Source organism: Novosphingobium pokkalii, assembly GCF_014652855.1.
In the GTDB taxonomy this organism is placed as follows: Bacteria; Pseudomonadota; Alphaproteobacteria; order Sphingomonadales; family Sphingomonadaceae; genus Novosphingobium; species Novosphingobium pokkalii.
On the sequence record NZ_BMZP01000004.1, the window covers coordinates 79003 to 89233 of the forward strand.

The window sequence follows — 10231 nt, forward strand, 5'->3', positions numbered from 1 at the left end:
CCGCATCCCTTCGCACTTGCCAATAGATAGGCAGGGCTTTAGCAGCCGGGACGAAGGGCGAACAGAGAGGGATGCGAATCCCGCCCCCATGAGGAGCTTGTGACCATGCCGAAGCTTGTTGTCGTCGATCGTGCCGGTTCCGAAAAGACCATCGAAGTGGGCAGTGGCCTCACCGTGATGGAAGCCATTCGCGACAATGGTTTCGATGAATTGCTCGCTCTGTGCGGCGGCTGCTGCTCGTGCGCGACCTGCCATGTCTATGTGGAAGACGGCGGCGACGCCCTGCCGGCGATGAGCGAAGACGAAAACGACCTGCTCGACAGCTCCGATCACCGCACCGCCACCTCGCGCCTGTCGTGCCAGTTGCCCGTGGTCGAAGGCCTCAAGGTCACCATCGCACCGGAAGACTGATCGGGCCATTCCCCGCAAAAGGCGCGCCGGGGGCAACCCTGGCGCGCTTTTTTGTGGGCAATCCCCGGCCACGACGCAGCCACCCTGCCGGCGCGCGGCCCTTGCCCCCCTGCCCCCCAGCGGCTATCGGCCCGGCGACTTTTCGATTCCCCCCCTTCTTCCTTGCGCAAAGGCGCCCGCTCCCTTGTCCACGATCATTCCCCTCGCCGATGTCGATCCGCAACTGGTCGAAGACCTGCTCGACATGGCGTTCGAGCCGGAGCGCCGCCAGCGCACGGCCTATCGCCTGCGCGAGGGGCTGGACTGGCTGCCCGGCCTGTCGTTTGCCGCGCTGGACGAGGACGAGATGCTGGCCGGCACGATCCAGTGCTGGCCGGTGGCGCTCACCACGCCGGAAGGCCGCAAGGTGCCGATGATCATGGTCGGCCCGGTGGCGGTCATGCCCGGGCAGCAGGGGCGCGGCTATGGCAAGGCACTGGTCACCGCCAGCCTCACCGCGATCGATCCGCGCGCGCCGCTGCCGCAGGTGATGATCGGCGATCCGGAATATTACGAGCGGTTCTTCGGCTTCAGCAATGCTCACACCGGCGGCTGGCAATTGCCCGGCCCGTTCGACCAGCATCGCCTGCTGTGCCGCACCGCCAACCCTGCCGTCCTTCCGGGCGAAGGCATGCTGGGGCCTTGGCGGGGCTGATCAAGTCTGGCAGTGGCGGGGAGTGCCCTATGAACCTCCCCCCGAACTGGCCGGCCTTTCGCTGAGCGAAATCGCCGCCCTGGCGCAAGAGCGCCGCCTGCCCCCGCTGGACCAGTGGACCCCCGCGCACAGCGGGGAAAGCCACATGACGATCCAGGCCGATGGCGCCTGGCTGCACGAAGGCAGCCCGATCACCCGCCCGGCCATGGTCCGCGCCTTTGCCACGCTGCTGATGCGCGATGCGCAAGGGCAGCACTGGCTTGTCACCCCGCATGAACGGCTGGCGATTGCGGTGGACGATGCCGCACTGGTTGCCGTGGACATGGAAGTGCGCCACGATCCCGCCAGCGGCCAGGCCGTGCTCGCCTTCCGCCTCAACACCGACGATATCGTGCTGTGCGGGCCGGAGCATCCGCTGCGCGTGGCCGGGACGGCCGACGTGCCGGCGTTCTACGTCGCCGTGCGCCACGGCATCGAGGCGCGGCTCAACCGCAGCACTTATGGCCAGTTGATCGCCCATGCGCTCGCCATCTCGCCGCCCGAAGACCTCGCGGTGGAAAGCCGTGGCGCGCGCTTTGCCCTGGTGCCTGCGGCGTGAGCGAGGCCCTGCTGGCCCGGCTTTCCGCCCTGCACCGGGCCGGGCATGCCGGGCCTGACCCCGATCTGATCGCCGACTGGCGCGTGGTGCCCGATGGCCTGCGCCCCGCCGCCGTGCTGATCGCGGTGACCGACAGGACCGACCATCCCGATGGGCCGGGCGTGCTGCTGATCCACCGCCCCAGCCACATGCGCGCCCATCCCGGCCAGGCCGCCTTTCCCGGCGGCAAGATCGAGCCGGGCGAAACCCCGGTGGAAGCTGCCCTGCGCGAAGCGAACGAGGAACTGGGCATCGATCCGGCCCAGGTGCAGGTGATCGGCCCGACCGACCGCTATCGCACCGGCACGGGGTATGACATCACCCCGGTCCTCGCCGTGGTGCCCGAAGGACTGGCGCTGCGGCCCAATCCGGCCGAAGTGGCCGGCTGGTTCGAGCCGCCACTGGCGCTGCTGATGGACCGGCGCGGCCATGGCTGGATCGAGGCGGAATGGAACGGCCGCAAGGGCCGCACGATCGAGATCCTGTGGCAGGGCCACCGCATCTGGGGCGTGACCGCCGCGATCATCGCCAACCTTGCCAAGCGACTGGAATGGCCCACGGCATGACCACCAAGACTCTGCCCGCCGCCGCCTGGACCGGGCGCGAAGACCTCGCCGCGCTTGTCGCCGCGCTCGATCCCCAGGGGCTGAGCACCTGCCGCTATGTCGGCGGCGCGGTGCGCGACACGCTGCTGGGCCTTGCGGTCAAAGACATCGACATGGCCACGCAGCACCGGCCGGAGGAAACCCAGGCCCTGCTCAAGGCCGCCGGCATCCGCCAGGTGCCCACCGGCCTTGCCCATGGCACGATCACCGCCGTGCTGCCCGGCGGCCCGGTGGAAATCACCACGCTGCGGCAGGACGTGTCCACCGACGGGCGCCACGCCACCGTGTCCTTTTCGCAAGATTGGCGCGAGGACGCCGCGCGCCGCGATTTCACCATCAACGCGCTCTATGCCGATCCACGTACCCTGGCACTGAGCGACCATTTCGGCGGGCTCGACGATCTCGCCACGCGCACCGTGCGCTTCATCGGCGATGCCGAGCAGCGCATCCGCGAGGATTACCTGCGCATCCTGCGCTACTTCCGCTTCCAGGCGCGCTTCGGTTCCTTGCCGGCCGATGCCCAGGCCGAGGCGGCCTGCGCCGCGCTGGCACCGGGGATGAAAGGCCTCTCGCGCGAGCGGATCGCCAGCGAACTGCTGGGCCTGCTCGGCCTGCCCGATCCCGCGCCCACGGTGGCGCGCATGGCCGAGCTTGGCGTTCTGGCGCAAGTCCTGCCCGAAGCCGATCCGGCGCCCCTGCCCGCGCTGATCGCCGCCGAAGCGCGCGAGGGGCTGGCGCCCGACGCACTGCGCCGCATGGCCGCGCTGCTGCCCGCCGATCCGGCCCTGGTCGAGCAGGTCGCCGCCCGCCTGCGCCTCTCGGTGGCGCAGCGCAAGCGCCTTGCCAGCGCAGCCGGGCGCCACCCGCTCGACGCGATCAAGCCCGCGCGCACGCTGGCCTATGAACTGGGGCGCGAGGAAGCACTCGACCGGCTCATGCTGGCCGGGCGCAGCACTGGCGATCTTTCTGATTGGGCCACGCCACGCCTGCCGCTCAAGGGCGGGCAGATCGTGGCGCGCGGCATCGGCGCCGGCCCAGACGTCGCCCGCATCCTGCGCGCCGTGGAAGCCCGCTGGGTCGCCGAAGGCTTCCCCGACGAAGCCCGCGTGATGCAGTTGCTGGACGAGGAACTGGCCAAGGGGTGAGACGGGGCGCGTGATATCCACCACCCCCCAACCCCCTCCTCTGAAGAGGAGGGGGCTTTTGCGTCTCACTCCCCCTCCTCTTCAGAGGAGGGGGTCGGGGGGTGGTGCGCGCCACAACACAACGCCCCGAACTCCTACTTCAACCGCAAAGCCAGCCCCGCGCAGACCAGCTCGACCTCGTCGCAACAGGCCGCCAGGCGCTGGTTGGCCCAGCCCGCCTCGTCGCGAAAGCGGCGGGCCAGGGCGTTGTCGGGCACGATGCCCTGGCCCACTTCGTTGCTGACCACGATCACCGGCCCCGCCGCCCCGGCCACGGCCCGTTCCAGCGCGGTGAGCGCAGCGGCGATGTCGTGTTCGGCCAGCAGCAGGTTGGTCAGCCACAGCGTCAGGCAATCGACCAGCAGGACACGGCCCGGCGCCGCTTCGCGGGCAATCGCCCCAGCCAGGTCGATCGGCGCCTCCACCGTACGCCAGCGCGCGTCGCGGTCGGCCTGGTGGCGGGCGATACGGTCGGCCATCTCGCCGTCGAAGGCCTGGGCCGTGGCGACATAGACCGGGGCCAGCCCGGTCTGTTCGGCCCGCATCTGGGCATGGCGGCTCTTGCCCGAGCGCGCGCCGCCAATCACGAAAAGATTGGGCACGAAGAGGCTAGGCATCGCGCGCCTTCGCCGCCACGGCGAGCAGGCCGTCAAGATCGAGATGCCGCTCCAGTTCGGCGGCAATCTCGTCGAGCGCGGCATCGACCACCGCGCCATGGTCCGCCCCGTCGGATACCCCGCCGGTCCACGCCAGCAAGGCGCCGCGCAATCCCGGCTCGCTCAGCCCACCGTGGACATAGCTGCCGATCACCCGGCCATCGCCGCTGATCGCGCCATCCGCGCGCGTGCCGTCGAGCAGGGCGAAGGGCCGCGCGCAGTCCGCGCCGGATGTCTGCCCCATGTGCATCTCGAAGCCGGTGAACGCCTGCCCCAGCGCCTGCCCGCTGACCCGGCGCAGCGCCTTGCTCGCCGTGAGCATGGTGGAAACGTCGAGCAGGCCCAGCCCGGCGATCTCGCCCGGCGGGCCTTCGATGCCCAACGGATCGGCAATGGTCCTGCCCAGCATCTGATAGCCGCCGCAAATGCCCAGGATGCGCCCGCCCCGGCGATGGTGAGCGAGAATGTCGATATCCCAGCCTTGCGCGCGCAGGGCGGCCATGTCCGCCAAGGTCGCTTTCGATCCGGGCAGCACGATCAGCGCGCAATCGCCGGGGATCGGCTGGCCGGGCGGCACCATGACCAGATCCACGCCGGGTTCCGCCTTCAACGGATCGAGATCGTCGAAATTGGCAATGCGCGGCAGGATCGGGCAGGCCACGCGCAGCGCGCCCGCGCCCGCTGGCACCGCCCGTTCCAGCACCACGGCATCCTCGCTCGGCAGCCGCGCGCTGGCCGCCAGCCAGGGCACCACGCCAAACCCGCGCCAGCCGGCCAGCGCCTCGATCTGGCGATAGCCATCGGCAAACAGCGCCGGATCGCCGCGAAACTTGTTGATCACGAAGCCGCGGATCATCGCCGCATCCTCGGGATCGAGCACCGCGCGGGTGCCGACCAGCGCGGCGATCACCCCGCCCCGGTCGATGTCTCCGGCCAGGATCACCGGCACCCCGGCGGCCCGGGCAAAGCCCATGTTGGCAATGTCGCCCGCGCGCAGGTTGATTTCGGCGGGCGAGCCGGCGCCTTCGACCACGACCACATCGGCGCGGGCGCGCAGCCGCTGCCAACTCTCCAGCACATCGCCCAGCAGCGCGCCGCGCCCCTCGCGGAAATTGCCGCTGCCCAGCGTGCCGCGCACCCGGCCATGGACCACCAGTTGCGAGGTGTGATCGGCCTGCGGCTTGAGCAGCACGGGGTTCATGTCGGTGTGCGGTGCCACGCGGCAGGCCATGGCCTGGAGCGCCTGCGCCCGGCCGATCTCCCCGCCGTCCACGGTGACGGCGGCATTGTTCGACATGTTCTGCGGCTTGAACGGCAGAACCTTGAGCCCCCGGTTGGCCAGCGCGCGACAGATGCCCGCCACCAGCACCGACTTGCCCACATCCGATCCGGTGCCCTGCACCATCAACGCGCCCATGCTGCTCCCTTCCACGCAAACGCAATGACCAGCGCGATCAGCAGCGCGCAGGCCCGGCGATAGAGCCGCAGCGCGCGCGCCACATCCTGCGCGTTCGCATCGGCGCGGCCATCGCCGATCCAGGCCTTGGCGTGAACCACGCCGTCGTAGGCCACCGGCCCGGCCAACCGCAGGCCCAGCGCCCCGGCCATGGCCGCCTCGGTCCACCCCGCATTGGGCGAAGCATGGCGCGCGTGATCGCGCCACAGCACGGCCCAGCCAACCCCGCCCGCCAGGCACAGCACCACGCCGCCCAGCCGCGCCGGGATGAGGTTCAAGCCATCGTCGAGCCGCGCCGCCGCCCAGCCGAACGGCCCCCACGGCGCCTCGCGATGGCCGATCAGGCTGTCGGCGGTGTTGATCGCCTTGTAGGCCCAGAGGCCCGGCAGCCCGCCCATGACCAGCCAGAACAGCGGCGCGGCCACGCCGTCGCAAAAGCTTTCCGCCAGGCTTTCGATCGCGGCACGGGCCACCCCAGCGGAATCGAGCGTGGCGGTATCGCGCCCCACGATCATGCCTACCGCCCGCCGCGCCGCCGCCAGATCGCCCCGCGCCAGGGCCTGACCCACCGGCTGCACATGATCGTACAGGCTGCGCAGTGCCAGCCCCGGCCAGGCCAACAGCCCCAGCACGGTCCAGGCCCATGGCCCAGCCATCCGCAAAGCCAGCGACTGCACGGCCCAGCCCCCGCCGATCGCCAGGACCAGCAGCACCAGCACTGTCGCCACGCCGAGCAGGCGCCGCCGCGCCGCGCTCCAGCCGGCGCGGTTCCAGGCGCGCGCACAGGCGCCGATCACGCGGGCAAACCCGCCGACCGGATGGCCGATGCGGGCATAGAGCCAGCCCGGCCAGCCCAGCGCCAGGTCGAGCACCAGCGCCCCCAGCACGGCCGCCTCAGCCACGGTCGGGCAGCGCCGCAATCAGCCGGGCGAGCGCCGCCGCGTCGGCCGGCAGGCCCAGCCGCAGCCAGCCCGGCTGTTCGGCAAAGGGCCGCGTCAGGATATGGCGGCGCGCGAGCCGCTCGAACAGCGCGGCGCCATCCACCCCATGCAGCAGGCGGAACAGCGGACAGGCCCCTTGCACGGCATAGCCCTTGGCCATGAGCGCGGCATCGAGCGTGGCTGCCTGCGCCGCCAGCGTGGCGCGCGCCTGCGCGATCCACGCTCCGTCGCGATAGGCCGCCGTGCCCACCGCCAGCGCCGCCGCGCAGACAGGCCAGGCCCCGAGCCGCGCCCGCACCCGCGCCAGTAGCGCGCGCGGCCCGATCACGAAGCCCAGGCGCAGGCCCGCCAGCCCAAAGAACTTGCCGAACGAACGGAACACCACCAGCCGCGCCTCGTCGCTCACCAGCCCGGCCAGGCTCTGCGCGGGGTGCGTATCGGCAAAGGCTTCGTCGAGCAGCAGCCAGCCGCCATCGCCGCGCTGGTGCAGCATGGCTTGCAGCATGGCGGGGCTCAGAAGGCGTCCATCGGGGTTGTTGGGATTGGCCAGCACCAGATTTCCGGCGGGCGCGGCCAGCAGATCGTTCACCGCCACGCTGCCGCGCAGCATGTCGCCATGGGTGCGATAGGCGGGCGCCGCGTGAAAGCCCCTACCCTCCAGCAGAGCGCCCACCAGGCGCAAGCCGATCTCGGTGCCGGGCACGGCGCAGACCTGCTCTGCCGCGCAGCCGAAATGCGCCGCCGCCGCACGTTCCAGATCGCGCAGCGCGGCTTCATCGGGCAAGGCCTGCCAATCGACCGGCAGTGCGGGCGCATGAGGCCAGGGACAGGGGTTGATCCCGGTGGACAGATCGAGCCACGGCCCCTCTCCAAATTGCGCGCGCGCCGCCGCCAGCCCACCGCCGTGCCAGGTGAACCGGTTCAGCTCCACAACCGCGCCTCCACGCAGAGGCCCAGCAACAGAACGGTTTCGTTCCATTCGATCCCCGCGCCATGGCCATCGCCGGAAATGCCGCCTATGCGAGTCACGATCCACCCGCCCCACAGCGCGATCCCCGGAACGGCGAGCAGCAGCGCGGGACAGCGCAGCGCTGCAACAGCCAGCGCCACGGCCCAGAGCGCCAGGTCGCGCCCGCGCACCACCCCGGCAAAGCGCGCGCCCAGCCCGGCATGAAGCGGCGCGATCCAGCGCGCCCAGGCCAGCGGCCCGATGCGCGCGACAAAGGGCACCAGCACCACGCCGGCCAGCGCGCCTTGCGCCACCAGCGCATGCAGCAGCACCAGCTTGGCCAGCACCTGCACCGCCAGCGCCACCGCGCCAAAGCTGCCAAGGTGCGGATCGGCGAGCACTGCCAGCAGCCGCGCGCGATCCCGGTGCGCCGCGCCGCTGGCATCGGCCAGGTCAGCGAGGCCATCGAGATGCAGCGCCCCGGTGATCGCCACCCAGGCGACAAGGCCCGCCTGCGCGCCGCACCAGGCGTCGAGCCAGGCCCCGGCCCAGGCGGCACCCGCCACCCCCATGCCCACGATCAGGCCCACCGCAGGAAACCAGCGGATCGAGGCGGCAAAGTCGTGCGCCGTGGCTGCCACGCGCGGCGTGGGCAGGCGGGTGAGGAACTGCGTGGCCAGCACGAACCCCTTCACGTGGCCAACCCCACGACCTGCGCGGTCGGCCGCGCCCCGGGCCAGACCCGCAACGACAGCAGCGCGGCATAGGGCAGGTCGAACGCCCAGGCCTGTTCCCGCGCAAAGCCGCAGAGCACCGCCAGCGCCGCACGCATCGCCCCGCCATGAGTCACGACGAGAACATCGCTTCCGGGCAGCTCAGCCAGCGCCGCCCCTACCCGCGCGTGCAGCGCCGACCAGCGCTCCCCGCCCGGCGGGGCATGGGCATCGGGATCGACCCAGAACGCGGTCAGCGCCGCGCTGCTCACGTGCGCCGGATCGAGCCCGTCCCACGCGCCGAAATCCAGCTCACGCCAGCGCCGGTCAAGCTGCACCGGCAGGGCGCGTGGGCTGGCGATGGCCTGCGCCGCCTCGGCACAGCGGCGCAGGTCAGAGGCCACGATCGCGGCCACGTCCAGCCCCTGCGCACGCGCGGTGCAGGCCGCCAGCCCTTCGGGCGTCGGCGCCATGTCGGCGTGGCCCAGCAGCAGGCCGGGCTTTGCCGGCGCGCCATGGCGTAACAAGTGCAGCATGAAGGGTGTCACAGCCCGGCCGCCACGCCCGCTTGCGCAAACGTCGCCATCTGCGCATGGGTGGCCAGCGCCGCGCGGATCACCCCCACAGCCAGCGCCGCGCCGCTGCCTTCGCCCAGCCGCAGGCGCAAGTTCAGCAGCGGCTCCAGCCCCAGCCGCGCCAGCAGCCGCACATGCCCCGGCTCGGCCGAGCAATGCCCGGCGAGGCAGTGATCGAGGATGCCGGGCACGGCCACCGCCAGCGGCGCCACGGCCGCGCAGCCGATGAAGCCATCGAGCACCACCGGAACGCGCAACTGCCGCGCCCGCAGCACGGCACCGGCCATGGCGACAATCTCGCGCCCGCCCAGCCGGCGCAGCGTTTCAAACGGCGTGGGCGCGCCCTGGCCATGGCGGGCCAGCGCCTGATCCACCACAGCGGTCTTGCGCGCCACACCGGCCGGGTCCAGCCCGGTGCCCGGCCCGACCCATTCCGCCGCGCTGCCACCCAGGCTCTGGGCGCAAAGCGCGGCAGCCGCCGTTGTGTTGCCGATGCCCATTTCGCCCAGCGTCAGGATATCGAGATCGGGCGTCACCACCGCCGCCCCGGCATTGAGCGCGGCCAGGCATTCCGCCTCGCTCATCGCGGGGGATTGCGTGAAATCGGCAGTGGGCTGGTCAAGATCGAGCGGGACGACCACCAGGTCCAGCCCGGCCGCCCCGGCCAGCGCATTGATCGCCGCGCCCCCGGCGGCAAAGTTGGCCACCATGGCGGCCGTCACACTGGTGGGAAAGGCGCTGACACCGTGAACGGTAAAGCCATGGTTGCCGGCAAAGATCGCGGTGCGCCCCTTGGCAATCGCCGGACAGGCACGGCCCTGCCATCCGGCCATGAACACCGCGATGTCTTCCAGCCGGCCCAGCGAGCCACGCGGCTTGGTCAGCTCATCCTGGTGCGCGCGAGCGGCGGTCAGTGCATCGCCATCGGGCGCGGGCAGATCGGCAAGCGCCGCAGCAAAGGCGGCGGGAGACGCAAACACGCTCATGCCGCGACGAACCCGGCCGGCGGCGTGCGGCTGATGAAATGGCCTTTCACCCCTTGCGGCCAGTCCTTGAACGGGACGCGGCCATGCTCGCTCTGCGCATAGGCGGCGGCATAATCGAGAATGGCCTTGGCCGCTTCGGCGTCCGGTGCGAAACGCCCCAGCACATAGCCGACCTTGCCCGGCGCGCGCAGGTGCACGGTGCAGTGGTCCTTGCAGGCAAACAGGCAGGCCATTTCCTGCACGGCGATCCCGGCATAGCGCGCATCGCCCTGCTGCACGCTGCGCAGCGCCTCTGCCAGGCGCGCGCCACCGCGCTGGCCGGCTTCGTCCTCGCGCAGGTCGGCACTCAGGCGGCAGGTGGTGCAGGCAACCACGGCGGGGCCATCGTCAACGGGGGTGAGCATGGTGAAAATCCTTGTCGTGC

General features: G+C 71.4%; 13 protein-coding genes. 5 read left to right on the top strand and 8 right to left on the bottom strand.

All coding sequences use genetic code 11. The features are described from left to right. Positions 1-105: 105 nt before the first annotated feature. The 5 genes from IE191_RS05595 (at position 106) to IE191_RS05615 (ending at position 3492) form a co-directional block, all read left to right on the top strand. Positions 106-411: a 2Fe-2S iron-sulfur cluster-binding protein gene (locus IE191_RS05595; RefSeq protein WP_191323375.1), complete on the top strand. Its 306-nt coding sequence runs from the start codon at positions 106-108 to the stop codon at positions 409-411. 184 nt (positions 412-595) lie between these two features. Then, on the top strand, positions 596-1105 hold the full coding sequence (locus IE191_RS05600) for a GNAT family N-acetyltransferase (protein WP_191323376.1): 510 nt from the start codon (positions 596-598) through the stop codon (positions 1103-1105). Between the two features lie 22 nt (positions 1106-1127). Then, the gene (locus IE191_RS05605) at positions 1128-1703 is read left to right on the top strand and encodes a DUF1285 domain-containing protein (protein ID WP_191323377.1); all 576 of its coding nucleotides are present in this window, start codon (positions 1128-1130) and stop codon (positions 1701-1703) included. Continuing rightward, positions 1700-2308: an NUDIX hydrolase gene (locus tag IE191_RS05610; RefSeq protein ID WP_191323378.1), complete on the top strand. Its 609-nt coding sequence runs from the start codon at positions 1700-1702 to the stop codon at positions 2306-2308. Before IE191_RS05605 ends, IE191_RS05610 begins: the two co-directional genes overlap by 4 nt. Then, positions 2305-3492: a CCA tRNA nucleotidyltransferase gene (locus IE191_RS05615; RefSeq protein ID WP_191323379.1), complete on the top strand. Its 1188-nt coding sequence runs from the start codon at positions 2305-2307 to the stop codon at positions 3490-3492. Before IE191_RS05610 ends, IE191_RS05615 begins: the two co-directional genes overlap by 4 nt. A gap of 134 nt (positions 3493-3626) precedes the next feature. On the opposite strand, the gene cobU is transcribed toward IE191_RS05615, so the two are convergent. The 8 genes from cobU to IE191_RS05655 are packed head-to-tail and all read right to left on the bottom strand — an operon-like array spanning position 3627 to position 10211. Next, on the bottom strand, positions 3627-4148 hold the full coding sequence (gene cobU, locus IE191_RS05620) for a bifunctional adenosylcobinamide kinase/adenosylcobinamide-phosphate guanylyltransferase (RefSeq protein ID WP_191323380.1): 522 nt from the start codon (positions 4146-4148) through the stop codon (positions 3627-3629). Beyond that, on the bottom strand, positions 4141-5604 hold the full coding sequence (locus tag IE191_RS05625; protein ID WP_191323381.1) for a cobyric acid synthase: 1464 nt from the start codon (positions 5602-5604) through the stop codon (positions 4141-4143). The genes cobU and IE191_RS05625 overlap by 8 nt, the downstream gene beginning before the upstream one ends. Beyond that, positions 5592-6545 (bottom strand): adenosylcobinamide-phosphate synthase CbiB, encoded by a 954-nt coding sequence (gene cbiB / locus IE191_RS05630; protein ID WP_191323382.1) that lies wholly within the window; start codon positions 6543-6545, stop codon positions 5592-5594. The genes IE191_RS05625 and cbiB overlap by 13 nt, the downstream gene beginning before the upstream one ends. Beyond that, entirely contained in the window at positions 6538-7509 is a 972-nt protein-coding gene (locus IE191_RS05635) for an aminotransferase class I/II-fold pyridoxal phosphate-dependent enzyme (RefSeq protein WP_229815149.1), read from the bottom strand. The genes cbiB and IE191_RS05635 overlap by 8 nt, the downstream gene beginning before the upstream one ends. Then, the gene (cobS, locus tag IE191_RS05640) at positions 7506-8228 is read right to left on the bottom strand and encodes an adenosylcobinamide-GDP ribazoletransferase (RefSeq protein ID WP_191323384.1); all 723 of its coding nucleotides are present in this window, start codon (positions 8226-8228) and stop codon (positions 7506-7508) included. The genes IE191_RS05635 and cobS overlap by 4 nt, the downstream gene beginning before the upstream one ends. After that, the gene (locus IE191_RS05645; RefSeq protein WP_191323385.1) at positions 8225-8794 is read right to left on the bottom strand and encodes a histidine phosphatase family protein; all 570 of its coding nucleotides are present in this window, start codon (positions 8792-8794) and stop codon (positions 8225-8227) included. Before IE191_RS05645 ends, cobS begins: the two co-directional genes overlap by 4 nt. Continuing rightward, positions 8791-9807: a nicotinate-nucleotide--dimethylbenzimidazole phosphoribosyltransferase gene (gene cobT, locus IE191_RS05650; RefSeq protein WP_191323386.1), complete on the bottom strand. Its 1017-nt coding sequence runs from the start codon at positions 9805-9807 to the stop codon at positions 8791-8793. The genes IE191_RS05645 and cobT overlap by 4 nt, the downstream gene beginning before the upstream one ends. After that, positions 9804-10211: a DUF1636 domain-containing protein gene (locus IE191_RS05655; protein WP_191323387.1), complete on the bottom strand. Its 408-nt coding sequence runs from the start codon at positions 10209-10211 to the stop codon at positions 9804-9806. The genes cobT and IE191_RS05655 overlap by 4 nt, the downstream gene beginning before the upstream one ends. Between the last annotated feature and the right edge of the window lie 20 nt (positions 10212-10231).

Excerpts from the sequence above, each read along its gene's own strand:
- IE191_RS05595 (WP_191323375.1), top strand. The coding sequence starts at position 106 with ATGCCGAAGCTTGTTGTCGTCGATCGTGCCGGTTCCGAAAAGACCATC.
- IE191_RS05615 (WP_191323379.1), top strand. The coding sequence starts at position 2,305 with ATGACCACCAAGACTCTGCCCGCCGCCGCCTGGACCGGGCGCGAAGAC.
- cobU (WP_191323380.1), bottom strand. The coding sequence starts at position 4,148 with ATGCCTAGCCTCTTCGTGCCCAATCTTTTCGTGATTGGCGGCGCGCGC.
- IE191_RS05625 (WP_191323381.1), bottom strand. The coding sequence starts at position 5,604 with ATGGGCGCGTTGATGGTGCAGGGCACCGGATCGGATGTGGGCAAGTCG.
- cobT (WP_191323386.1), bottom strand. The coding sequence starts at position 9,807 with ATGAGCGTGTTTGCGTCTCCCGCCGCCTTTGCTGCGGCGCTTGCCGAT.
- IE191_RS05655 (WP_191323387.1), bottom strand. The coding sequence starts at position 10,211 with ATGCTCACCCCCGTTGACGATGGCCCCGCCGTGGTTGCCTGCACCACC.